Raw genomic sequence first — 23,541 nt, 5'->3', positions numbered from 1 at the left:
CTGGGCAGGCGCGACGCCCAACTCCAAATGTGGCGCCGCCTCCTGAATATCGGATAATCCGCATCATGCCTCGCCCGTCCCAGCCCCCAGAATCGCCGAAGTCCGATGGTGGACACGCCAGCACCCTGTCCACACGCGGGGTGGGCCGGCCCACGGCCTGGGCGTGGTTGGTGCGATTCGTCAGCCGGATCGGCACGGGCGTTGGGACTGTTTTGCGCGCCCCGATCTGGCGCAAGCTGTGGCGCGTGCTCTGGAAGACGGCGGCGGCGCTGGCCGTCCTGACCATCGTGGGCATGCTGGCGGTGCGCTTCATCCTGTGGCCGCGCGTAAGCCTGGCGCGCGAATGGATGGAGCGCGAGGCGTCCAGCGCACTGCACGCCACCGTCGGCATCGGCTCGCTTGAGACCTACTGGGAGGGCTGGCACCCGGCCTTCCGCGCCCAGCGCATCGACGCGCACGACACTGCCGGCCGTCGCACCTTCGCGGTACAGGACGTGCAGGCGCGGCTGTCCTGGCGCTCGTTGCTGCGCATGCAGATCACCTTTGCCTCCCTGCACGCCAGCCAGGCCGACGTGCTGGTACGGCGCAACGCTCAGGGCGCCTTGCTCGTCGCGGGCATGCCACTCGGCCCGGACACCGGCGGCGACAGCGATTTCCTCGACCAGCTCCTCTCCCAAGGAGACATCGATTTCCAGCAAGGCGCCGTCCGCTGGCTCGACGAGCAGCAGAAGCTGCCCGAAGTGGCGCTGGGCAATGTGCGGGTGCAGCTACGCAGCGGCCCGACGCGGCACCGGCTGGAGGCCAGCGGCACCTCGCCCACGCTGTTCAACGGCCCCATCAAACTGCACGCCGATTTCCGTCACGACCTGCTAGCCCGCCCAGGCGACTGGCACCACTGGCACGGCCAGGCCTCCTGGCAGGTCGATACGCTGCAGTTGGCTTCCGTACAGCGCTATGTGCCCGTGCTGGCCGCCGCAAAAAGCGGCACGCTCACCTCCGACGGCTCGGTGGAGTTTGCCGACGGCGTATTCACGCGCAGCCAGGCTCGGCTGACGGGGCAGCAGCTCGATCTGCAGGTCCGCAAGGATCTGGACCCGCTGCAGCTGCGCAGCCTCCAGGTGCTCGCCACGCATCAGCGCAATGCGCGCGGCGAGCACACCTTGCGCGTCGACACGTTACTCTGGCAGCCGCTGAATCCACCCGCCCAACCGCCGTCGGCGCCCGAACTGGCAGGACCCGGCATCCAGGCGCCGGCCAACCCGGCTGGCACGCCGCGTGGCTTGCGCAATGTCACCGTGGGGTGGGCGCTCGACTCGCGCAATGCGCTGCGCAGCCTGCAAGTCAAAGCCACGACACTGGATTTGGCAGACTTGCGCAACATCGCCACTGCGCTGCCGCTGCCCGCCGGCGTGCTCGAACCGCTGCGTACCAAACAACCGTCCGGCCGCATCGACGATCTCGACATCAACTGGCAGCGCGATGTCTCCCGCTGGCGGCCAAATGCGCCGGCGCCCGTGCACTTCACGGGCCGCGCCACGATGCGCCAGGTGTCGTTCGGCCCCGGCGCGCTGCCCGCGGTGCCGCCGGGCCAGCATCCCGAGCCAGCCGTGCCCGGCGTTGAAAACATCTCCGGCAACGCGGTCTTCTCCAACGACAAGGGCACGCTGCGCATCGAGTCCAATGACACCGCGCTGCTGCTGCCCGGCACCTTTGCCGACGCCCGTGTGCCGCTGGACCGGCTGCAGGGCACGTTCAACTGGACGTATCGCAAGCAGGAACTGGTCGTCACCAGCGACAACCTTGCGTTCTCCAACGACGACCTGTCGGCGCGCATCACGGGCAGCTATCGTCACGCGCCAGACACCAGCCATCTCGGGACCATCGATCTGAAGGGCACGCTGGACCGCGCTAACGTTCCACGTGTGCCGCGCTACCTGCCGCTGTCGATCGGACAGCATCTGCGTGACTACCTGGGCGGTGCGCTGCAAGCCGGCACGGCCAACAACGTCGGTTTCGCACTGGCGGGCGATCTGCACGACTTCCCGTTCCGGCCGCCGCACAAGGGCGTCTTCCGCGTGGAAGTGCCGATCCAGGACGTGACGTACCAATCGGCGCCGCCCGAAGCCGCGCATAATCCGCCGGGTCGCGTGCCCACGCACCCGGGTGACTGGCCGGCGTTCACCAACATCGACGGCACGGTGATCTTCGATCGGGCATCCCTGTCGTTCAAGGTGGCGCGCGCCAAGGTAATGGGCGTGAATCTGCAGGACGTGAATGGCAGCCTGCCCGACATGGGCGACCGCAGCCCGCTGCTCACCATCGATGGTCGCGGCGATGGCGCCACGCAAAACTTCCTGCAATACGTCGAGGCCAGCCCCATCGGCCAGTGGATCGGGCATTTCACCAAGGACGCACACGCCCAGGGCAACGCCACGCTGGCGCTCAAGCTGGACCTGCCGCTGCACGAGATGCATTCGACGCGCGCCCAGGGTAGCGTCACGTTCGTGCGCAATGACGTCACGCTTGTTCCGCAGGCGCCACCGCTCACCGACGTCAACGGCGCGCTGACCTTTACGCAAAAAGGCATCGGTTTCGACAACCTGCGCGCGCGCTTTGCCGGCGGCGAAATCCGCCCCACGGGCGGCACCGCACCCGACGGCACGATCCGCATCCAGGTGGCGGGCACCGCATCGGCGCAAGGGCTGCGGGACACGACGCCGGAGAACAGCCCGGTGGCCGCCATCGCCCGTTCGCTGGAGGGCAGCGCACCATACAGCGCGACCATCAGCGTCAAGCAGCATCGCCCGCTCATCCAGGTGCAGTCCGACCTCACGCCGATGACGGTGCGTTTGCCGGCACCGCTGAACAAGGCCGCCGGGCAGCCGCTGCCGGTGCGTTTCGAGATGCAGCCGCTGGCTTCCAACAACGCCATCGACGAAATCGTTTTGCAGATCGGCAATATCGTCAGCGCGCGTTACGAACAACGCAGCACGGGCAACGGCACCGAGGTGCTGCGAGGCGGCATCGGCATACGGCAGCCCGTGCCGCAGCCCCAGGAAGGCGTGCAGGCCAACCTGGCGCTGGATCAGTTGGACATCGACGCCTGGCGCCAGGTGTTTGCCGCGCCCGCTGCCGACAAGAGCGCCAGCCAGACTGCGGCCGAACATGCGGCCAATGCCGCCAACGCCTCCGACAGCCATAGCGCATATCTGCCGAGCCACCTGAGCGCCCGCGCGCAAACGCTGCGCATCCTGGGCCGCGACTTCAACGCCGTGCGCATCGATGCCACGCGCGACGGCCCCAACTGGCAATCGACCATCGATTCGCGCGAAATTGCAGGCAGCGCGCGCTGGCACGCCGAAAGCGCCGCCGTGCCCTTCGGCGAGCTGACGATGCGTCTGTCGCGCATGAGCATCCCGGATGCGAAGGAAGAGACTGCGCTCACCGAATCGCTGGCCAGCAGCTCGCACGAAATTCCATCGGTCGACCTCGTTGCCGACAAATTCGACCTGCGTGGCAAGGCGCTCGGCAAGCTGGAGATCAAGGCGCGCAACCAGATCACCGACGGCGCGCCCGTCTGGACGCTTGAGACGCTGAAGATCGAGCAGCCCGCCGCCACGCTGACGGCACGCGGCACGTGGCGCATCCCGCGACGCCTGCGTGGCGGTGGCGATGATCCTGAGCGTCGGACGCTGCTCGACTTCAACCTCGACCTGCGCGACACCGGAGACCTGCTGCAGAAGATGGGCTTCGCCAAGGTGATCGACGGTGCCAAGGGCAAGCTCGAAGGCCGCGTGGTCTGGCGCGGCTCGCCCATGTCGATCGACTATCCCACGCTCAACGGCCGCATGGCGCTGAACCTGGAGCGCGGCCAGTTCCTGCCAGTCGATCCGGGCCTGGCCAAGCTGGCCGGCGTGCTGAGCCTGCAGGGGCTACTGCATTTCGCAACCGACTTGCGCAGCGCCACAGGCCGTGGCACGCCGTTCGAGAGCGTGGCAGCCACCGGCACCATCGCCAGCGGCGTTGCCCACACCGAAGATTTTGCCGTCAAGGGCCCGCAGTTCCAGGTGGCCATGCAAGGCTCGGCCAACATCCTCGATGAAACGCAGGACCTGCGCGTGAAGGTCACGCCCAAGGTGGACGCCACGTCGGCCTCGCTGGCGGCGGCGTTCATCAATCCGGCCCTCGGGCTGGGCACGCTGGCCGCGCAGTTGGTCCTGGGCGATCAGTTGTCGAAGGCATTCGTCACGCAGTACCACGTGACCGGTAGCTGGGCTGATCCGAAGATCGAGAAAGTCGCATCCAACGGTAATTCGGGCAGCCAATCGCAAACCTCGGCAAAATAGCCCACATGACTTCGACCACCGTTGCCCCGGCCCCCGTCGCATCCGGTATGGATGCGCCTTTCGATGCACCTTTTCGCGTCGCCGCCATCCAGACCGTGACGGCCGTCGACGTGGACGCCAACCTGGCGCGCGCAGATGCGCTGCTTGCCGAGGCGGCCGCCCAGGGCGCGCAACTCGCGCTGCTGCCGGAATACTTCTGCATGATGGGCCGTAAGGACAGCGACAAGGTCGCCATCCGCGAGGACGACCAGGAGGGCCCGATCCAGGCCTTCCTCGCCGATGCCGCGCGCCGCCACAAGCTGTGGCTCGTCGGCGGCACGTTGCCGATGTGGTGCGAAGACGAACAGCGCGTGCGCAATACGTCGCTCGCATTCAACCCGGCCGGGTTGCGTGTCGCGCGCTACGACAAGATCCACCTGTTCAACTTCGTCCGCGGTGAAGAGCGCTACGACGAGGCCCGTACCATCGAGCCCGGCGCCACGCCGGTCACCTTCGATGCGCCGTGCGGCCGCGTGGGCATGTCGGTGTGCTACGACCTCCGGTTTCCTGAGCTGTACCGGGCGCTGGCGTCGCAAGGCAACCTGAACTTGATTCTGATGCCGGCGGCCTTCACCTACGTGACGGGCGCCGCGCACTGGGAAATCCTGCTGCGCGCCCGCGCCATCGAGAACCAGTGTTACGTGCTCGCCGCCGCTCAGGGCGGGCGCCATGAAAACGGCCGCCGTACCTGGGGCCATTCAATGCTCGTCGACCCGTGGGGCGAAGTCATCGCCTCCGTGCCCGAGGGCGAAGGCGTTGCCATCGGCGACATGGACCCCGCCCGCATCGCACAAGTGCGCCGGGACTTGCCGGCGCTCAAGCACCGCGTGATGTAAGCCAATCGAATTTTTTTGCGAGAACCGATCATGAACGCAGGCGACATCGCCATCCAGAATCTGTCCATCGCGCGCCGCGTGCTGCTCGACCCCTACGGCCTTGATGAAGCGCACCTGCAGCGCGCGCTGGCCGACATCTTCACGCACCGCGTGAACTATGCCGACCTCTACTTCCAGTACACCCGCAACGAGGCGTGGAGCCTGGAAGAAGGCATCGTCAAATCCGGCAGCTTCAGCATCGACCAGGGTGTGGGCGTGCGCGCCGTCTCGGGCGACCGCACCGCGTTTGCCTATTCCGACGATATCAGCCTGCCCGCGCTGATGCAGGCCGCCGGCGCCACGCGCACCATCGGCAAAGCCGGCGCCGGCCGCGTGAAGGTGGCGAGCAGCTTGGCCAGCATCGCGGGCAGCCACTCGCTGTATGCGCCGAACGACCCGCTCGATTCGATGACAGCCTCCGAGAAGGTCGCCCTGCTGGAGCGGATCGAAAAGCTTGCCCGCGCCAAGGACCCGCGCGTCGTGCAGGTGATGGCCGGCCTGGCCGGTGAATACGACGTCATGCTGGTCGCGCGCAGCGACGGCGTGATCGCGGCAGATGTGCGCCCGCTGGTGCGCATCTCCGTGACCGTCATTGCCGAGCAGAACGGGCGCCGCGAAATGGGCAGTTCCGGCGGTGGCGGCCGCTATGCCTACGGCTACTTCACCGACGAACTGCTGCGCGAATACGTGGACGAGGCAGTCTCCTCCGCACTCGTCAACCTGGAAGCCAAGCCGGCCCCGGCTGGCACGATGACCGTGGTGCTCGGCCCGGGCTGGCCCGGCGTGCTGTTGCACGAGGCCATCGGCCACGGGTTGGAAGGCGACTTCAACCGCAAGGGCTCGTCGGCGTTCTCCGGACGCATGGGCGAGCGCGTGGCCGCCAAGGGCGTCACCGTGGTGGACGACGGCACGCTTGCCAACCGCCGCGGCTCGCTTAACCTCGATGACGAGGGCAACCCCACGCAGTGCAACACGCTCATCGAAGACGGCATCCTCACGGGCTACATGCAGGACACGCTCAACGCGCGCCTGATGAAGATGCCCGTGACCGGCAACGCCCGCCGCGAGAGCTACGCCACCCTGCCCATGCCGCGCATGACCAACACCTACATGCTCGGCGGCGACAAGGACCCGCAAGAGATCATCGCCAGCGTCAAGAAGGGGCTGTATGCGGTCAACTTCGGCGGCGGTCAGGTCGACATCACCAACGGCAAGTTCGTGTTCTCGGCCAGCGAGGCCTACCTGATCGAAGACGGCAAGATCACCGCCCCGGTCAAGGGCGCGACGCTGGTCGGCAGCGGCCCGGAATCGCTCAAGCACGTGACCATGATCGGCAACGACATGCGCCTCGATTCGGGCATTGGCGTGTGCGGCAAGGAAGGCCAGAGCGTGCCGGTGGGCGTCGGTCAGCCGACCCTGCGCATGGAGAACATGACGGTGGGCGGCACGGCCTGATTGCCCTGAAACCGTCGTTTTGGCGCCGCAGGCCCGGAAAATCCGCGCTTGCAGCCCTCAAAGAAAGGGTTTATAAAGACGGTTCGATTGGTGCGGCGCAGTAGTTTCAAGTCACCTCTGCGCCACAATTTTTCCTGCATCGACGCGTTTTCCTCTCATGTCCTTCGCCAAGTTTTTTTACTTTTACTTTTGGCATCTCGCACCGCTGGCGGAAGGAGAGGGGCGCTTGCAGCAAAAATAAAGCACCCAGCAGATACCGAAAACCGCCAGCGACCCTGGCGGTTTTTTTTCGCCCAGTCACCTGCCCCACCCCGGCACCGACGCGAAACACGATCCGAACACAGTAGACGTTTCCAATAGAACTCAAGACACATCCCCGGAGCTTTCCATGCCGAAGAACACCGATGATTTGCGCATTCGCGAACTGAAAGAGCTGACGCCGCCGTCGCATCTGATCCGCGAATTCCCGTGCAGCGACACCGTGTCCGACCTGATCTACCAAAGCCGGAACGCGATGCACCGCATCCTGCACGGCATGGATGACCGCCTGATCGTCATCATCGGCCCCTGCTCCATTCACGACACCAAGGCAGCGATGGACTACGCCCGCCGCCTGGTCGAGCAGCGCGAGCGCTTCAAAAACGAGCTGGAAATCGTGATGCGCGTGTACTTCGAGAAGCCGCGCACCACGGTCGGCTGGAAGGGTCTGATCAACGACCCGCACATGGATGGCAGCTTCAAGATCAACGACGGCCTGCGCACCGCGCGCGAGCTGCTGATGAACATCAACGAGCTGGGCCTGCCCGCCGGCACCGAATACCTCGATGTGATCAGCCCGCAGTACATCGCTGATCTGGTGAGCTGGGGCGCAATCGGCGCGCGCACGACGGAATCGCAGGTGCACCGCGAGCTGGCTTCCGGCCTGTCGTGCCCGGTCGGCTTCAAGAACGGCACCGATGGCAACGTGAAGATCGCCGTGGACGCCATCAAGGCCGCATCGCAGCCGCACCACTTCCTGTCAGTCACCAAGGGCGGCCATTCGGCCATCGTGTCGACGGCGGGCAACGAGGACTGCCACATCATCCTGCGCGGCGGCAAAGCGCCCAACTATGACGCCGCCAGCGTGCAGGAAGCCTGCGACGCCATCTCCAAGTCGGGCCTGGCCGCGCGCCTGATGATCGACGCTTCGCACGCCAACAGCAGCAAGAAGCATGAAAACCAGATCCCGGTGTGCGAAGACATCGGCCGCCAGATGGCTGCCGGCGACAACCGCATCGTGGGGGTGATGGTGGAGTCGCACATCAACGCTGGTCGCCAGGACCACGTGCAGGGCACGCCGGTGTCGGACCTGGCCTACGGCCAGAGCGTGACCGATGCGTGCATCGGCTGGGACGATTCGGTGAAGGTGCTGGAAACGCTGGCCGACGCCGTGCGCAAGCGCCGTCTGGTGCCGGGCAGCGGCAACTGAGTCACGACAGAGTGACGCAAAGAAGGACGCCGTAGGGCGTCCTTTTTTTTGTTTCCGCGCAGGACAAACGCTGCAAGCCGGGGCGATCCGGAGGCTGACCAGAACCGCGATGGGCAAGTTGTTCTCTCTGTCGTCTTGCCTCACCTGGATCGGCTCCCGATCCCCGCGCTTGAAGTGAGCAACCCACCCAACGGGGCAATCGTGCGATAGATCAAACAGAAGCGAGCACGATGTGATCTTACGGTTACCCCTCTTAATAAAATGGTGACTCCCCCTTAAGTCCACCCTCCCCCCCCCCGGAAGAACAAGTCAGCATGCCCAACTCCCACACAGCCAAGCGTACGAAAAAGCGGCTTTTGCAGTTCATGCTCATGACCGCGACATTTGCCGCGTGGCAGTGCGGGGCGCAAGCCCAACTACAGCCGGTCGCGCCTACGCATGCCTCTGGCGCTTCGCTGGGTACGACGACACCCGCGGCTCATACCATCGCCGCTGCCCATACGCAGTTGCCCCAGGTGATTGACGACCTGCCTGCGAGCGATGCGAAGAACATGGACGATGCGACGCGCGCGCAAGTGGCGCGAGGGCGTTATGTGGCGCGGCTGGGCGACTGCGTCGCATGTCATACCAGCGATAAATCCAAGCCGATGGCCGGCGGGCTTGCACTGCAGACGCCGTTTGGCGTGCTGTATTCGACCAACATCACGCCAGAAGCCACAACAGGCATCGGGCGCTATACCTTTGACCAGTTTGATCGCGTGATGCGTAGGGGCATCGCCGCAGATGGTCACAACCTGTATCCGGCCATGCCGTATCCGTCCTACGCCAAGATGACGCCGGAGGACATGCGAGCGCTGTACGCCTATCTGATGAAGGGTGTGGCGCCAGTGCAGCAGACCAACAGGCCGCTGGGTATGTCGTTTCCCTTCAACCAGCGCTGGGGATTGTCGCTGTGGAACTGGGCTTTTCTGGATAGCCAGCCGTTCCGGCCGAATGCTTCGCAATCTCAGGAGTGGAACCGGGGGGCTTACATCGTGCAAGGCCTGGGGCACTGCGGCGCCTGCCATACGCCGCGCGGTATCGGCTTTCAGGAAAAGACCATGACCGAGGCCGACTCCAACGGCAGATACTTCCTGGCCGGTGAAACGGTCGAAGGCTGGCGTGCCCTGAGTCTGCGCAGCCTCTGGACACCGCAGGATGTCGCTGAAATGCTCAAGACCGGGCGCAACCGCCATGGCGCCGTCTCGGGCAACATGGTGGACGTAGTACAGCACAGCACGCAGTACATGACGGACGGCGATTTGCTGGCGATTGGCGAGTACCTGAAGTCCTTGCCCACCAGCAAAATCGACAAGCCGATGCAGATTGCGCAAGGTCCTGCGCCCGTGATCGTCCCACCTGCCGCGGGGGCGGCGTCACAACCGGTGCAGCATGCCACCGGCACGCCCAACCCGCCGCCAAATCTCTACACCAGCCGCGGCGGCTTGGGGTATCTGCAGTTCTGTGCCGATTGCCACCGCAGCAACGGCGATGGCGTGCCCAACGTGTTCCCGCCACTGGCAGGCAACCCGGTACTGGGCGAGAGCAACCCGGCCACACTGCTGCATATTCTGCTGACTGGCTCTGCCACTGCACAGACGGTCAGCCATGCCCGAGTGCTGACCATGCCTTCGTTTGCTCGGCTGGGCGACCAGGAAATCGCCGAGATCGTGAACTTCACGCGCGAAAGCTGGGGCAGCGCCAAGCAGCAACAAGTGGCTGCATCGGACGTGGGCAAGGCACGCAAGGAACTGGAAGTCAGGAAACTGGATGCCACCCCGTTCGAAACACCGCGCTTGGCCGCCGTGCTTGATGAACCCAACGCCAAGCAGTTGGTGCTAGGCGCGCGCCTGAACATCGATACGCACAACATGCTGCCCAAGAATGTTGGCAACAAGCTCAATTGCGCCAGTTGTCACCTCAATGCAGGCACGGTTGCCGACGGTTCGCCCTATGTCGGCATCTCCGCCTTCTTCCCCAGCTACGCACCGCGCGCCGGGCGTGTCATAACGCTCGAAGAGCGCATAAATGGTTGCTTCCTTCGCTCGATGAACGGCAAGCCTTTGCCGGTGAATTCCGAAGAGATGAAAGCCATGGTCGCCTATTTCGACTGGATGAAGCGCGAGACCAAGCCGGAAGACAAGGTCCCTGGACGCGGCGTGGGCAAGATCGACAAGAGTCTGGTGCCCAATGTGGAAAATGGACGGAATATCTATACGGCCCAGTGTGCGCTGTGCCACGGTGCCAACGGAGAAGGCATCACGAACGCGCAAGGCCAATATGTCTATCCCCCGCTTTGGGGTGACCAGTCGTTCAACATTGGCGCAGGCATGGCGCGCACCTACACTGCGGCAGCCTTTGTGAAGCACAACATGCCGATCGCATTTCACAATCGCTTCCCGCTGGGTCAAGGCGGGCTGACGGATCAAGAGGCAGTGGATGTGGCGCAGTTCTTCTCACACATGCCCCGCCCGGATTTTGCGCCCAAGGTCAATGACTGGCCGAAGGATAAGAAACCCGGCGATGCTCGCTATTGACCACGGCCCTCCCATGCAACATAGGCGCCATGAAATGACGGCAAAGGCCGTCGGGGGCGCCCTCTGTTGCCGGTGCGGGCACTGGCGCGGCGCAACATATAACAAATGTGAACAGGAAGTATCAAAGTCACACAAGTGCGTTGTCTTTGACATATCGTAGGTGGATTCCCCCTGCTCCCCCGGAGGCATCCATGGCAGACACCCTGACGGAAACCGCCGTCAACACCGCAAACAAGTACCAGGCGATCGTGGCGCAATACGCCGCTGACGTCGGCATGAAGGTCCTCGGCGCCATCGTCTTCTGGGTGGTCGGCCGCTGGTTGATCAATCTGGCGGTGCGCATGGTGGAAGGCTCGTTGAGCCGACAGAAGGTCGATCCGACCGTGCTGCGCTATGTCGGCTCAATCATTACCGTCACACTGAACGTGCTGCTGGTGATCGGCATCCTGGGTTATTTCGGCATCCAGACGACGACGTTCGCGGCGCTGATTGCCGCAGCCGGTGTGGCCATCGGCATGGCGTGGTCGGGCCTGTTGTCGAACTTTGCGGCGGGCGCATTCCTGATCGTGCTGCGGCCGTTCAAGGTGGGCGACTTCGTGACGGCCGGCGGCGTGACCGGCACGATCAAGGAGATCGGCCTGTTTGCCACGACGATCAATACGCCGGACAACGTGGTCACGATGGTCGGCAACGGCAAGATCTTCGCAGACACGATCCAGAACTACACGTTGAACCCCTACCGCCGCGTCGAGCTGAAGGCGCAACTGGCCGGAAGCGCCGACCACCGCGCCGCCATCGCGCTGCTCAAGGAGAAGGTTTCCGCCATTCCGAACGTGCTGAGCGATCCGGCCGTCGACGTGGAGATTTTGGAGTTCAACCTGGTGGGGCCCGTGCTGGCCGTGCGCCCGTACACGCACAACGACAGCTACTGGCAGGTTTATTTCGACACCAACCGCACGATCAAGGAAGCGCTGGCCGAAGGCGGCTTCCCGGCGCCGACGCCATCACAGGCGCTGACCATCACGACGCCGGGGCAGTTGGCAGGCTTGGCTGCCGTGGCACAAACCACGACCACGCCGACCAGCGTGAACTGATCCACGCGCTGCAAAGCAAAACGGCCCGGTACGCAACCGGGCCATTTTGTTTGGTGCGCCGACTGCGATCAGGTCGGCTTGTGCTCGTCTCGCTTCCACAGGACGTCCGTGCCGCCATCTGCGCGATTGAGCACGCGCGCCAGCACGAACAACAGGTCCGACAGGCGATTGACGTATTGGCGCGGCGCCTCGCCGATGGTCTCTGCGCGGCCCAAAGCGACGATGCTGCGCTCGGCACGGCGCGCGACGGTGCGGCAGACATGCGCCTGTGCCGCAGCGCGGCTGCCGCCGGGCAGGATGAATTCGGCCAGCCGCGGAAGATCGGCGTTGTAATCGGCCAGCCATTGGTCGAGCCGCAGCACGTGCGCAGTCGTCACCATCGTGTAGCCGGGAATGCACAATTCGCCACCCAGATCGAACAGGTCGTGCTGGATGGCCGTGAGCGCGGCGCGCACGCCCTCGGGCAGCGTCTCCGTGAGCAGCACGCCGATGTGCGAGTTCAGTTCGTCGACGTCGCCGATGACGGCAATGCGCAGGCTGTCCTTGGCCGTGCGGCTGCCGTCGCCGAGGCCGGTCGTGCCGTCGTCACCGGTGCGGGTAGCGATTTTGGATAGGCGGTTGCCCACGGTGCGTCTCCCTGTATAGCGTCAATGTTGGTGGCGCCATTATCGCAAGGGCGGCATGCCCCCGGCGTTAGAATGACAGCCCGAGCCGGCTTCAGACCGCCGCCCCACGCGAGACGCCATGAACCACCCAGCCCCTCCCTCCCAGAGCATCCGCAAACCGATTCCGCCTGCGATGCTCGACGCGCTGCGCACCCGCTTCGGCGATCGCATCTCCACCACCGAAGCCGTACGCGCCCACCACGGCCGCGATGAATCCGCCTACGACCCGATGCTGCCCGACGCCGTCGTCTTCGCGCAGACCACCGAGGAAGTCGCCGCCGTCGCCAAACTCTGCTTTGAACATGAGATTCCGCTGATCCCGTATGGCGCCGGGTCGTCGCTCGAAGGCCATCTCCTGGCCGTGGCCGGCGGCGTGAGCCTGGATCTCTCGCAGATGAACCACGTGCTGTCGGTGCACCCCGAAGACCTGACGGTGACGGTCGAGCCGGGCGTCACGCGCAAGCAGCTCAATACCGAGATTCGCGATACCGGTTTGTTCTTCCCGATCGACCCGGGCGCGGATGCGTCCATCGGCGGCATGTGCGCGACACGCGCGTCCGGCACCAATGCCGTGCGTTACGGCACGATGCGCGAGAACGTGCTGAACCTGACGGTGGTCACCGCTGACGGCCGCATCATCAAGACGGCCAACCGTGCACGCAAATCGTCGGCGGGCTACGACCTCACGCGCCTCTTCATCGGCAGCGAAGGCACGCTTGGCATCATCACCGAGATCACGCTGAAGCTGTATCCGCAGCCTGAAGCAGTGTCCGCGGCCGTGTGCGCCTTCGCGAGCATGGGCGATGCGGTGTCCGCTGTGATCGACACCATCCAGATGGGCGTGCCGATTGCGCGCGTGGAGTTTGTCGACGCGCTCGCCATCCGCGCGATCAACCAGTACGACAAGCTCACGCTGCCCGAGATGCCGACGTTGTTCTTCGAGTTTCACGGCTCGGAGCACGGCGTGCAGGAACAGGCCGAGACCGTCCAGCAGATCGCCTCTGAACACAAAGGCCAAGGCTTCGAATGGGCAACGCGCCCCGAAGACCGCAGCCGCCTGTGGAACGCCCGGCACAACGCCTACTTTGCGTTCCTGCAGCTCAAGCCCGGCTGCCGCGCCGTCACCACCGACGTATGCGTGCCGATCTCGCGCCTGGCCGACTGCGTGGTGGAAACCGAGAAGGATCTGCTCGCCAGCGCGCTGCAGCTGCCCGCCCCCATCGTCGGCCATGTGGGCGATGGCAACTTCCACGTCGCGCTGCTCATCGACCCGAACAAGCCGGAAGAACTGGAAGAAGCCGAGCGCATCAACCAGCGCATCGTTGCGCGTGCGATCGCCATGGACGGCACCTGCACGGGCGAACATGGCGTGGGCCTGCACAAGATGGACTTCCTCATCGCCGAACACGGCAACGATGCGATCGACCTGATGCGCAGCATCAAGCAGGCGCTGGACCCGAAGCACATCCTGAACCCCGGCAAGATCTTCCACCTGTAACCGACTCACCCACCAGCGACCGCCCGCATGTCCTCCGTCTTCAAGCGCGTTCCTCCGCTGCATCTGCTGATTGCCTTTGAGGCGGGGGCGCGCCATGCGAGCTTCGCGCGTGCGGCCGAAGAACTGTCCGTCACGCCCAGCGCGGTATCGCACCGCATCAAGAACCTCGAAGAGCTATGGGGCGAAGACCTGTTCGTGCGCACCGGCACCGCGCTGCGGCTGACCGCCGCGGGCACGCGCTACCTGCGCAGCGTACAAGTGGCACTCGACACGCTGCACGAACTGGCGCGGCCGGAATTCAGCAAGCAACGCGCGCGGCTGCGCGTGGCGATCCCACCCACGTTCGGCCGCCAACACCTCGTGCCGCGTCTGCCGGAATTCAACGCGCTGTACCCGCACATTGATCTGGAACTGCATCTGTCCATCCCGTTCCTCGACGTGAAAGCCGAGGACACCGATGTCGAGATCCGCTACGGCACCGGCCGCTATCCGGACCTGAAGACGACGCTGCTGCTCAACGAGCCGGTGTTCCCGGCATGCGGGCGGGGCTACTTTGAGCAGATCAGCGGCAACACCATCACCGAAGCGTCGCAGTTGCTGAACCTCACGCTGCTGCGTAGTCCGCTGGAGCCCTGGCGCCCCTGGTTTGAGGCGGCGGGGCTGGACGCGGCGGAACCCGCCACCGGCTCGCTGTTCAACGACATCGGCCTGATGCTCGAAGCGGTGGCCTCCAACCAGGGCGTCGCGCTGGTGCGGCAGGCGATGGCGCGCAACTGGCTGGGCTCGGGGCAGATTGTGCGGCTACTGGACATCGAGTCGGCCTCGCCACATGCTTATTACATCGTCCAGCGCGAACAGGCGCCGATGAAGCCCGAGGCGCGGCAGTTTGTCGATTGGTTGCTTGGGCTGGATTGGTAGCCGCGCTTCGTATTGCTGCATCGCGATGAACCACATTGGCCGCCCCGGCGAGCCAAATTCATCGCAGCAAAAGTCCTTAACACGCCGCGCGGCGCGGCGGCCGGGCTATAGTGCCTCCCACCCCGGCCACCGCTGGCGGGCAGAACCATGAGAGACACCCCATGAATGCGCCATCGTCTTTGTCAGCTACCGCCCGCGATCAATCTGCCCTGCAGGCCGAGCTGACGGCCGCGCTGTCCCAAATCGTGTCCGACGACGCGCTGCTCTGGGAGCGTGAAGACACCACCCCGTATGAATGCGATGGCCTCGCCGCTTACCGGCAGGTGCCGTTGGCCGTGGTGCTGCCGGATACCGAGGCGCAGGTCGTCGAAATCCTGCGTGTGTGCCACCGCATGGGCGTGCCCGTGGTGCCGCGCGGCGCGGGGACGAGCCTCTCGGGCGGTGCAATGCCGACGCCGGGCGGGCTGGTGCTGTCGCTGGCCAAGTTCAAACGCATCATCAAGGTCGATCCTTATACGCGTACGGCGGTCGTGCAGCCGGGCGTACGCAACCTCGCCATCTCTGAAGCCGCCAATCCGCACGGGCTGTATTACGCACCCGATCCGTCGTCGCAGATTGCCTGCACCATTGGCGGCAACGTCAATGAAAACTCGGGTGGCGTGCACTGCCTGAAATACGGCCTGACCGTGCACAACGTGCTGCGCGTGCGCGCCGTGATGATGGATGGCGAGGTCGTCGAATTCGGCAGCGAAGCACCCGACGCACCCGGCCTGGACCTGCTGGCCACGGTGGTCGGCTCCGAAGGCATGCTGGCCGTGGTGACGGAAGTGACCGTGCGCCTGATCCCCAAGCCGCAGTTGGCGCAGGTGATCATGGCGAGCTTCGACGATGTGGAATCCGGCGGCAACGCCGTGGCCGACGTGATTGCCGCAGGCATCATCCCGGCCGGGCTGGAGATGATGGACAAGCCCGCCACCGCCGCTGTTGAAGAATTCGTCTGCGCCGGCTACGACCTCGATGCGGCAGCCATCCTGCTGTGCGAGTCCGACGGCACCCCCGAAGAAGTGGCCGAAGAAATCGCGCGCATGAGCGAAGTGCTGCGCGCCTCGGGTGCCACGCGCATCCAGGTCTCGCAAAGCGAAGCCGAGCGCCTGAAGTTCTGGAGCGGACGCAAGAACGCGTTTCCGGCAGCCGGCCGCATCTCGCCGGACTATTACTGCATGGACGGCACCATCCCGCGCAAGCACATCGGCACGCTGCTGCGGCGCATCCAGCAGATGGAGCAGAAGTACGCCCTGCGCTGCATCAACGTGTTCCATGCGGGCGACGGCAACATGCACCCGCTCATCCTCTTCAACGGCGAAGACCAGGACGAGTGGCACCGCGCCGAGCTGTTCGGCTCCGACATCCTGGAGACCTGCGTGGAACTGGGTGGCACCGTGACGGGCGAACACGGCGTGGGCGTGGAAAAGCTCAGCTCGATGTGCGTGCAGTTCTCGACGGAAGAACGTGACGCCTTTTTGCGCGTGAAGGCGGCCTTCGATCCGGTGCGCCTGCTGAACCCCGACAAGGCCATCCCCACGCTCGCGCGCTGCGCCGAATACGGCAAGCTGCATGTGCGCAACGGCCTGCTGCCGCATCCCGATTTGCCGCGCTTCTGAAGCCCGCAGTCATGACGAATCCGCCCCGTACCGCCCGGAACCGCTGGCACGCCCACAACGCGCGCCTTGGCGAGCATCTTGGCAAGCCCGAGAGCGGTTGGCGCCAACGCTGGTACAGCGTCATCTTCGAAGCCGACACGCGCGCCGGCAGGCTGTTCGACCTGACCCTGCTTGGCGCCATCCTCGCCAGCGTTCTGGTGGTGATGCTCGACAGCCTGCCGAGCGTCAGCGGCCGCGCGGGCACGCTGTTCACGGTGCTCGAGTGGCTCTTCACACTGCTGTTCACGGCGGAATACGTCATGCGCATCCTCGTGGTACGCAGGCCGTGGCGTTACGTGCTCAGCTTTTACGGCGTCATCGATTTCATCTCGATCCTGCCGACGTGGCTGGCGATCTTTGTGCCCGAACTGGCATATCTGCTCGATGTGCGGCTGCTGCGCCTGCTGCGCATCTTCCGGATACTGAAGATCACGGTCTACTTTGAAGAGGCGCAGATCCTCCTGCGTGCGCTGCTGAACGCGCGGCACAAGATCTTCGTGTTCCTGGGCACCGTCTTCATCATCACCATCATCCTGGGCACCGTGATGTACGTGGTGGAGGGCCCGCAGCATGGCTTCACCAGCATTCCGGTCAGCATGTATTGGGCGGTGGTCACACTCACCACCACTGGCTTCGGCGACCTGGTACCGAAGACCCCGCTGGGGCAGTTCATCACTTCGCTCACCATCCTCCTCGGCTACAGCATCATCGCGTTTCCCACCGGCATCATCGGCGCGGAGCTGGTGAACACCATGCGCGAAGGATCTGCCTCCTCCACCCCACCGCAGACCCGTGCGTGCAGCGGCTGCACGCTAGACCGTCACGATACAGACGCCGCATTCTGCAAGCGCTGCGGCACCCGGCTCCCACTGCTTCCAACGGAGACAGCTGGCAGCCAGTGAGCTGCCCGCCAGAAAGTTCGACATGCCAACCACCCCAGACACTGCCCTTTCGCCCGCGCTCTCGCGCTTTCGTGACGCCATTGCCCAGGCCGCCGACAGCCGAACGCCGCTCACCCTGCGTGGTGGCGGTACCAAGGATTTCTACGGCCGCGCACCGGCACCCCACGGCACCGTGCTCGACACACGCGAATGGTCCGGCATCGTCGACTACGACTGCGCCGAACTCGTCATCACGGCGCGCAGCGGCACGCCCCTCGTCGAGATCGAAGCCGCGCTGGCCGAGCACCGGCAGATGCTGGCGTTCGAACCGCCCCACTTTGCCGCGGATGGCAAGCAGGCGACCGTCGGCGGTGCGTTTTCATCCGGCCTGTCCGGCCCGCGCCGGCAGTCGGTGGGCGCGCTGCGCGATTTCGTTCTCGGCGCCGTCGTCATGGATGGCCGCGGCGACATGCTCAACTTCGGCGGCCAGGTGATGAAGAACGTGGCCGGGTACGACGTCTCGCGTCTAATGGCCGGCGCGCTCGGCACGCTCGGCTTGATCGTCCAGGTGTCGCTCAAGGTGCTGCCGATGCCGTTCTGCGATGCAACGCTGCGCTTTGCCATGGCGCAAGGCGAAGCCATCGATACCCTGAACCGCTGGGGCGGCCAGCCGCTGCCGATCGCGGCGTCTGCGTGGATCGACGGTGTGCTGTGGGTACGCCTGAGCGGTGCCGATGCGGCGGTGCGCGCAGCCATTGCCAAGCTCGGCGGCGAGCGCGTTGACGACGCAGAAGGCGCGACGTTCTGGCGCGACCTGCGCGAGCAATCGCATGCGTTCTTTGCGCGTGCCGTGCAGGGCAGCCTGCCGCTGTGGCGCATCGCCCTGCCCCCGGCTACGCCGCCACTGGCGCTCGGCCATGCGTCTGCCGACGAACAACTCGTCGAGTGGGGCGGCGGCCAGCGCTGGTGGATCGACACCGCCAACACCTCGGCTGACGTTATCCGCAACGCAGCACGCAAAGCCGGTGGCCACGCCACGCTGTTCCGCAACGGCGACCGCGCCAGCGACATCTTCACGCCTGTCGCCACGCCATTGATGGCTGTGCACAAGCGCCTGAAGGACAGCTTCGATCCGCACGGCATCTTCAACCCGGGCCGTCTGTACGCCGACTTCTAACGCAAGCCCATCATGCAAATCACGCTCGCGGCGTTCCTGCGCAACACCCCTCAGGGCGAAGAAGCCCAAAGCATCGTGCAGAAGTGCGTGCACTGCGGTTTCTGCACGGCCACCTGCCCGACCTACCAACTACTCGGCGATGAGCTTGACGGCCCGCGCGGACGCATCTACCTGATGAAGCAGGTGCTGGAGGGCCAACCCGCCGGTGAGGCCACGCGTCTGCACCTGGACCGCTGTCTGACCTGCCGCAACTGCGAATCGACCTGCCCATCCGGCGTGACCTACGGGCGCCTGGTGGAGATCGGCCGCAAGATCGTCGATGACCAGCTCGACGCGAAAGGAGAGTCGCGCCCGCTGGGCGAACGCGCCGTGCGCTGGGCGCTGCGCGAGGGGCTGACACGGCCGGCGCTGTTTGGCTCCGCGCTCAAGCTCGGGCAGGCGGTGCGGCCGATGTTGCCGCAAGTGCTGCGCAACAAGGTCCCGGCCAAGCAGCCCCACGCCGGCGTGCGACCAAACACCGCGCACGCACGCAAGATGCTGCTGCTCGAAGGCTGCGTACAACCCGCCATGTCTCCCAACATCAATGCAGCCACGGCGCGCGTATTCGACAAGCTGGGCGTGCAGCTCATCAGCGCAGACCGCGCGGGCTGCTGCGGCGCCATCCGCTATCACATGAACGACCACGCAGGCGGCCTCGGCAACATGCGCGCCAACATCGATGCGTGGTGGCCGCATATCGAAGCCGGCGCCGAGGCCATCGTCATGACCGCCTCGGGCTGTGGCGCGATGGTCAAGGAATACGGACACCTGCTGCGCGACGATCCGGCCTATGCCGAGCGTGCGGCGCGCGTGTCCGCCATGACGCGCGACCTGTGCGAGGTGCTGCCGGCGTTCTCGCAACAGCTTCTGCAGAAGGCCAAACCGGAAGCGCAACGGCCGCGCGTGGCGTGGCACCCGCCCTGCACGCTGCAGCACGGTCAGCAGATTCGCGGCGCGGTCGAAACGCTGCTCGCTTCGCTGGGCGTGGACGTCAAGCTCTGCGCCGACAGCCACCTGTGCTGCGGCTCGGCGGGCACGTATTCAGTGCTGCAACCGGAGCTCGCCTACCGCCTGCGCGACGACAAGCTCGCCAAGCTGCAAGCGACGCAGCCCGAGCGCATCGTCACCGCCAACATCGGCTGCGTGACGCATCTGCAGAGCGGCACGGACACGCCGGTCGAACACTGGATCGAACTGGTCGACCGCATGCTGGGCTGAAACGAACGCAGCCGGGTTCTATACTTGGCGCTTCGTTTCACCCGGAGGCCCCATGCTGCAAACCTTCGCGATCCTGTTGACGTTCCAGTCGGTGGGAGAGCTGTTGACGTATTCGCTGCACCTGCCGGTGCCCGGCCCGGTGATCGGCATGGTGCTGCTGGTCATCTACCTGCTGGTAGACAAGGGCCGCGTGCTCGAAGTCATGCAGGGCACCGTCAGTGACCTGCTCCGACATCTGACCATCCTGTTCGTGCCGGCCGGCGTGGGCGTGATGACGCAACTGAACCGCATCGGGCAGGAGTGGCTGCCGATCGTCGTGGCGACCGTTGTGTCGACGTGGCTATCGATTGCCGCCGGTGCACTCGTCACCCGCGCGCTGATGCGCCGCATGGGTGACAGCGGCGAAGGCAACGAGGAGCTGGCCCCATGAACGCGATGGCTCCCAACCTGCACCAGCTCTGGGTCTACCTGGCCGCCAGCCCGCTGTTGGGCTTGACCGCCACGCTCATTGCCTACCTGATCGGCGTGCGCCTGCACGAGCGCAGCCGCTTCAACCCGATGGTCAATCCGCTGCTGATTGCGGTCGTCATCCTGGGCACGCTGCTGACGCTCACGCGCACGCCGTACAAGACGTACTTCGACGGCGCGCAGTTCGTGCATTTTCTGCTGGGCCCGGCCACCGTCGCGCTGGCCGTGCCGCTGTTCCAGCAATGGGCGAAACTGCGCCGCCACGCGCTGCCGCTGGTGGGCGGGCTGCTGGCAGGGTCGATCGTGGCGGTGGTGTCAGCCGTGGGCATCGCATGGCTGCTGGGCGCATCGCCCGAAACGCTACGCTCCATGGCGCCGAAATCGGTGACGATCCCGATCGCGATGGGCATCTCGGAGAAGATCGGCGGCGCACCGACCATTACGGCGGTGCTGGTGCTCATTACCGGCATTGTCGGTGCGACCACCACGACGCGGCTGCTGAATCTGCTGCGCGTGCGCGAGTACAGCGTGCGCGGATTTGCTACCGGCATTGCGGCGCATGGCATCGGTACGGCGCGCGCGTTTCAGGTCAATCCGGAGGCGGGTGCGTTCTCCGCGCTGGGCATGGGCCTGAATGGCGTGCTGACGGCGGTGCTGGTGCCGCTGCTGGCGGGCTGGATTCCGCACTGAACTGTTTCCCCCTCCGCCCGGCGTTCACTGCCCGGGCAATGTTCAACACACTCCGCAGTCCTCCTGAATGCTCCTGACAGAACGCTGTCAGGAGCCCCCCGCCAGAATCGCTCCACCTTAACGAGACAGGTTCCCCCAACCGCCTGCCTCATCAACCGGAGCGACAACATGGCAAGCGTGATCAACTGGTTTGAAATCCCCGCTAACGATTTCCCGCGCGCGGTGAAGTTTTACGAGAACGTCTTCGACACGCAGCTCAAGCAGGAAGACATGGGCGATCTGACCATGGGCGTGTTTCCGGCCGGTGAGACGACCATCCACGGGGCGCTGGTCAAGGGCGAAGGCTTTGCGCCGTCCGACAAGGGCAGCGTGGTCTACCTGAACGCACCCAACCTGGATGCGGTGCTGGAACGCGTGAACGGCAGTGGCGGCCAATGCGTATTCGGCCCGATGACGCTGCCCGACCACATGGGCCGCATCGCCCACATTGTCGATACCGAAGGCAACCGCGTCGGCCTGCACGAACCGGACGCCAAGACACAGGCGTACCTGCTACAGCAGTAACGCCCCCGAGGCCGGTGCGCGGGCGCCGGCCTTCACTACGAGACAGAGAAGAAGAACACCATGCCGAGCCAATCCCCGTATCTCATGCGTGCAGCGGATGTCACCGCGCGCACGCAGTCGTTTTCGCACCCCTGGAACAGCCTGTCGGAAATCCACGGCACCATGATGGGCCGGCTACTCGGGCTCAAGCGCACCGGCGTGAATTTCGCGCGCGTGCCGCCGGGCAAGGAATCATTCGTCTATCACTCGCACCAGCGCGAAGAGGAATGGATCTACATCCTCTCTGGCGAAGCGCAGGCTGAAATCGCAGACAGCATGTTCACCGTGCGCGCCGGCGATTTCATGGCGTTCCCCACGGGCATCGCGCACCACCTGCGCAACTGCGGCAAGGAAGACCTCGTCTATCTGTGCGGCGGCGAACATCTGAACATCGAGATTGCCGATTTCCCGCGACTGGGCAAGCGCATGCTGCGCCGTGGCGAGCAGGTCGACGTGGTGGACATCCACCCGCAACGTGAGCTGACGCCCTTCGGCGCGTAGGGGATATGGCGCGCATTGCACCCGGGCCGAAGGCCACTACAATGCCGCGCATGACCCGCCGCGCCGACCGCCTGTTCCAGATTGCCCAGATCCTGCGAGGCCGCCGTTTGACCACGGCGGCGATGCTGGCCGAGCGCCTCGGCGTGTCCGAGCGCACGGTGTATCGCGACATCCGCGACCTGTCCGTCTCGGGCGTGCCGATCGAAGGCGAAGCCGGTATCGGCTACCGCATGCGCGCGGGCTTCGATATCGCGCCGCTCATGTTCACCGCCGATGAAGTCGAGGCCCTGGTGGCCGGCGCGCGGATGATCAAGGCGTGGAGCGGCGGCACCATGGCCGACTCGGTGGAAGCGGCACTGGAAAAACTGATGGGCGCCCTGCCTGCGGAGCGCCGCAACGAAGCCGAGACCACACGCATCTTCGCCCCCGGCTACGGCATGGGCAGCGAGGTCAAACAGATCTTTGACACGCTGCATGCGGCGCTCGGCCGCCACGCCGTTGCGCGGCTGTCTTACCGGGATGCGCAAGGTCAGTTGACCGAGCGCTGCATCCAGCCGCTCGGCCTGTTCTTCTGGGGACAAGTCTGGCTCGTGGCCGCCTGGTGCGAGCACCGTCAGGACTACCGCACCTTCCGCCTCGACCGCTGCGTCAAGGTCGACATTCTGGAGCGCCACTTTGCCGAATCCGCCGAGCGCTCGCTGGCGGATTTCATGCGCAAGGTGCGGGGGTCGTCGGACTGACCCAACCTCAGACGGGATCCGGCTCCGCCAGCAGCCGCTCAATATCGTCGGCGATCTCTTCCGGCTTGGTCATGGGCGCATAGCGCTTGTAGACCGTGCCGTCGCGGCGCAGCAGAAACTTGGTGAAGTTCCATTTGACCGCTCCGATGCCGAGCACGCCGGGCTTTTCCGAGGTCAGCCACTTGTAGAGCGGATGCGCGTTCGAACCATTCACGTCGATCTTGCCGAACATCGGAAACGAGACGCCGTAGTTTTTCTCGCAGAACGCGCCGATTTCGTCTTCGCCGCCCGGCTCCTGCTTGCCGAACTGGTTGCACGGAAAGCCGAGCACCTCGAGGCCTTTCTCATGCAGCCGCTTGTACACCGCCTCCAGACCGGCGTATTGCGGCGTGAATCCGCACTTGCTCGCCGTGTTCACGATCAGCAGGACCTTGCCTTTGTACTGCGACAGCGGCACGCGCTGGCCGGTCAACGAATCGGCCTCGAATGCGTAGACGTCACTCATGGCTACTCTCCGGGTGGTTGCGGGAACGGGGGTGCTCCGGCATCTGTCCGGAATTGTAACGGCCCGCGCTGGGCGGGCCGTTGAG

Annotated in this window: 19 protein-coding genes; 17 read left to right on the top strand and 2 right to left on the bottom strand. The window is 65.1% G+C overall.

Features of this window, described 5'->3' with window-relative positions:
- The first annotated feature begins 65 nt into the window (after positions 1 to 65).
- The 6 genes from DOD19_RS01945 to DOD19_RS01920 all read left to right on the top strand — a co-directional run bounded on the left by DOD19_RS01945 (position 66) and on the right by DOD19_RS01920 (position 11,853).
- The gene (locus DOD19_RS01945; protein WP_112183737.1) at positions 66 to 4,346 is read left to right on the top strand and encodes a YhdP family protein; all 4,281 of its coding nucleotides are present in this window, start codon (positions 66 to 68) and stop codon (positions 4,344 to 4,346) included.
- A gap of 5 nt (positions 4,347 to 4,351) precedes the next feature.
- Positions 4,352 to 5,221 carry a carbon-nitrogen hydrolase family protein gene (locus DOD19_RS01940; protein WP_024974814.1) on the top strand — a complete coding sequence of 290 codons (870 nt, stop codon included), beginning with the start codon at positions 4,352 to 4,354 and terminating at the stop codon, positions 5,219 to 5,221.
- Between the two features lie 30 nt (positions 5,222 to 5,251).
- Positions 5,252 to 6,715 (top strand): metalloprotease TldD, encoded by a 1,464-nt coding sequence (tldD, locus tag DOD19_RS01935; RefSeq protein ID WP_112183735.1) that lies wholly within the window; start codon positions 5,252 to 5,254, stop codon positions 6,713 to 6,715.
- Between the two features lie 388 nt (positions 6,716 to 7,103).
- Positions 7,104 to 8,183, top strand: a complete 1,080-nt coding sequence (aroG, locus tag DOD19_RS01930) for a 3-deoxy-7-phosphoheptulonate synthase AroG (RefSeq protein ID WP_012762821.1) — start codon at positions 7,104 to 7,106, stop codon at positions 8,181 to 8,183.
- Positions 8,184 to 8,638: 455 nt separating this feature from the next.
- Positions 8,639 to 10,759, top strand: a complete 2,121-nt coding sequence (locus DOD19_RS01925; RefSeq protein ID WP_239497962.1) for a c-type cytochrome — start codon at positions 8,639 to 8,641, stop codon at positions 10,757 to 10,759.
- A 191-nt stretch (positions 10,760 to 10,950) separates the two neighbouring features.
- Positions 10,951 to 11,853, top strand: coding sequence for a mechanosensitive ion channel family protein (locus DOD19_RS01920; RefSeq protein ID WP_112183733.1), 903 nt, complete (start codon positions 10,951 to 10,953; stop codon positions 11,851 to 11,853).
- A gap of 68 nt (positions 11,854 to 11,921) precedes the next feature.
- On the opposite strand, the gene DOD19_RS01915 is transcribed toward DOD19_RS01920, so the two are convergent.
- On the bottom strand, positions 11,922 to 12,479 hold the full coding sequence (locus tag DOD19_RS01915; RefSeq protein ID WP_024974810.1) for a cob(I)yrinic acid a,c-diamide adenosyltransferase: 558 nt from the start codon (positions 12,477 to 12,479) through the stop codon (positions 11,922 to 11,924).
- A 118-nt stretch (positions 12,480 to 12,597) separates the two neighbouring features.
- Between DOD19_RS01915 and DOD19_RS01910 the strand changes: the two genes are divergently transcribed.
- The 11 genes from DOD19_RS01910 to DOD19_RS01860 all read left to right on the top strand — a co-directional run bounded on the left by DOD19_RS01910 (position 12,598) and on the right by DOD19_RS01860 (position 22,951).
- Positions 12,598 to 14,016: an FAD-linked oxidase C-terminal domain-containing protein gene (locus DOD19_RS01910; protein WP_112183731.1), complete on the top strand. Its 1,419-nt coding sequence runs from the start codon at positions 12,598 to 12,600 to the stop codon at positions 14,014 to 14,016.
- A 27-nt stretch (positions 14,017 to 14,043) separates the two neighbouring features.
- Complete coding sequence (locus DOD19_RS01905; RefSeq protein WP_024974808.1) at positions 14,044 to 14,934, top strand: LysR substrate-binding domain-containing protein; 891 nt, start codon at positions 14,044 to 14,046, stop codon at positions 14,932 to 14,934.
- Between the two features lie 161 nt (positions 14,935 to 15,095).
- Complete coding sequence (locus DOD19_RS01900) at positions 15,096 to 16,595, top strand: FAD-linked oxidase C-terminal domain-containing protein (RefSeq protein ID WP_112183729.1); 1,500 nt, start codon at positions 15,096 to 15,098, stop codon at positions 16,593 to 16,595.
- An 11-nt stretch (positions 16,596 to 16,606) separates the two neighbouring features.
- The gene (locus DOD19_RS01895; protein ID WP_112183727.1) at positions 16,607 to 17,536 is read left to right on the top strand and encodes an ion transporter; all 930 of its coding nucleotides are present in this window, start codon (positions 16,607 to 16,609) and stop codon (positions 17,534 to 17,536) included.
- A gap of 22 nt (positions 17,537 to 17,558) precedes the next feature.
- A complete protein-coding gene (glcE, locus tag DOD19_RS01890; protein ID WP_112183725.1) occupies positions 17,559 to 18,692 on the top strand; it encodes a glycolate oxidase subunit GlcE in 1,134 nt (377 codons plus the stop codon).
- Between the two features lie 12 nt (positions 18,693 to 18,704).
- On the top strand, positions 18,705 to 19,949 hold the full coding sequence (gene glcF, locus DOD19_RS01885; protein ID WP_024974804.1) for a glycolate oxidase subunit GlcF: 1,245 nt from the start codon (positions 18,705 to 18,707) through the stop codon (positions 19,947 to 19,949).
- Between the two features lie 52 nt (positions 19,950 to 20,001).
- Positions 20,002 to 20,379 (top strand): CidA/LrgA family protein, encoded by a 378-nt coding sequence (locus DOD19_RS01880; protein ID WP_024974803.1) that lies wholly within the window; start codon positions 20,002 to 20,004, stop codon positions 20,377 to 20,379.
- Entirely contained in the window at positions 20,376 to 21,107 is a 732-nt protein-coding gene (locus DOD19_RS01875) for an LrgB family protein (RefSeq protein ID WP_037031462.1), read from the top strand. Before DOD19_RS01880 ends, DOD19_RS01875 begins: the two co-directional genes overlap by 4 nt.
- 168 nt (positions 21,108 to 21,275) lie before the next feature.
- The gene (locus tag DOD19_RS01870; RefSeq protein ID WP_027680594.1) at positions 21,276 to 21,671 is read left to right on the top strand and encodes a VOC family protein; all 396 of its coding nucleotides are present in this window, start codon (positions 21,276 to 21,278) and stop codon (positions 21,669 to 21,671) included.
- 60 nt (positions 21,672 to 21,731) lie between these two features.
- Entirely contained in the window at positions 21,732 to 22,211 is a 480-nt protein-coding gene (locus tag DOD19_RS01865; RefSeq protein WP_024974800.1) for a cupin domain-containing protein, read from the top strand.
- A 41-nt stretch (positions 22,212 to 22,252) separates the two neighbouring features.
- Positions 22,253 to 22,951 (top strand): YafY family protein, encoded by a 699-nt coding sequence (locus DOD19_RS01860; RefSeq protein WP_112184290.1) that lies wholly within the window; start codon positions 22,253 to 22,255, stop codon positions 22,949 to 22,951.
- A 7-nt stretch (positions 22,952 to 22,958) separates the two neighbouring features.
- Here DOD19_RS01860 and DOD19_RS01855 read toward each other — a convergent pair whose 3' ends face one another.
- Complete coding sequence (locus DOD19_RS01855; RefSeq protein ID WP_112183724.1) at positions 22,959 to 23,456, bottom strand: glutathione peroxidase; 498 nt, start codon at positions 23,454 to 23,456, stop codon at positions 22,959 to 22,961.
- Positions 23,457 to 23,541: the final 85 nt, after the last annotated feature.

Source organism: Ralstonia sp. GX3-BWBA (assembly GCF_003290055.1).
GTDB lineage: Bacteria > Pseudomonadota > Gammaproteobacteria > Burkholderiales > Burkholderiaceae > Ralstonia > Ralstonia holmesii.
Note: the sequence above shows the minus strand (reverse complement) of the source record. Positions and strands in the feature narration are given on the sequence as shown.

Coding starts and splice junctions, on each gene's coding strand:
- DOD19_RS01940 (WP_024974814.1), top strand. CDS start 4,352: ATGACTTCGACCACCGTTGCCCCGGCCCCCGTCGCATCCGGTATGGAT.
- DOD19_RS01920 (WP_112183733.1), top strand. CDS start 10,951: ATGGCAGACACCCTGACGGAAACCGCCGTCAACACCGCAAACAAGTAC.
- glcF (WP_024974804.1), top strand. CDS start 18,705: ATGCAAATCACGCTCGCGGCGTTCCTGCGCAACACCCCTCAGGGCGAA.
- DOD19_RS01900 (WP_112183729.1), top strand. CDS start 15,096: ATGAATGCGCCATCGTCTTTGTCAGCTACCGCCCGCGATCAATCTGCC.
- DOD19_RS01865 (WP_024974800.1), top strand. CDS start 21,732: ATGCCGAGCCAATCCCCGTATCTCATGCGTGCAGCGGATGTCACCGCG.
- DOD19_RS01945 (WP_112183737.1), top strand. CDS start 66: ATGCCTCGCCCGTCCCAGCCCCCAGAATCGCCGAAGTCCGATGGTGGA.
- DOD19_RS01875 (WP_037031462.1), top strand. CDS start 20,376: ATGAACGCGATGGCTCCCAACCTGCACCAGCTCTGGGTCTACCTGGCC.
- DOD19_RS01870 (WP_027680594.1), top strand. CDS start 21,276: ATGGCAAGCGTGATCAACTGGTTTGAAATCCCCGCTAACGATTTCCCG.
- DOD19_RS01880 (WP_024974803.1), top strand. CDS start 20,002: ATGCTGCAAACCTTCGCGATCCTGTTGACGTTCCAGTCGGTGGGAGAG.
- glcE (WP_112183725.1), top strand. CDS start 17,559: ATGCCAACCACCCCAGACACTGCCCTTTCGCCCGCGCTCTCGCGCTTT.
- DOD19_RS01860 (WP_112184290.1), top strand. CDS start 22,253: ATGCCGCGCATGACCCGCCGCGCCGACCGCCTGTTCCAGATTGCCCAG.
- tldD (WP_112183735.1), top strand. CDS start 5,252: ATGAACGCAGGCGACATCGCCATCCAGAATCTGTCCATCGCGCGCCGC.
- DOD19_RS01855 (WP_112183724.1), bottom strand. CDS start 23,456: ATGAGTGACGTCTACGCATTCGAGGCCGATTCGTTGACCGGCCAGCGC.
- DOD19_RS01910 (WP_112183731.1), top strand. CDS start 12,598: ATGAACCACCCAGCCCCTCCCTCCCAGAGCATCCGCAAACCGATTCCG.
- DOD19_RS01895 (WP_112183727.1), top strand. CDS start 16,607: ATGACGAATCCGCCCCGTACCGCCCGGAACCGCTGGCACGCCCACAAC.
- DOD19_RS01905 (WP_024974808.1), top strand. CDS start 14,044: ATGTCCTCCGTCTTCAAGCGCGTTCCTCCGCTGCATCTGCTGATTGCC.
- aroG (WP_012762821.1), top strand. CDS start 7,104: ATGCCGAAGAACACCGATGATTTGCGCATTCGCGAACTGAAAGAGCTG.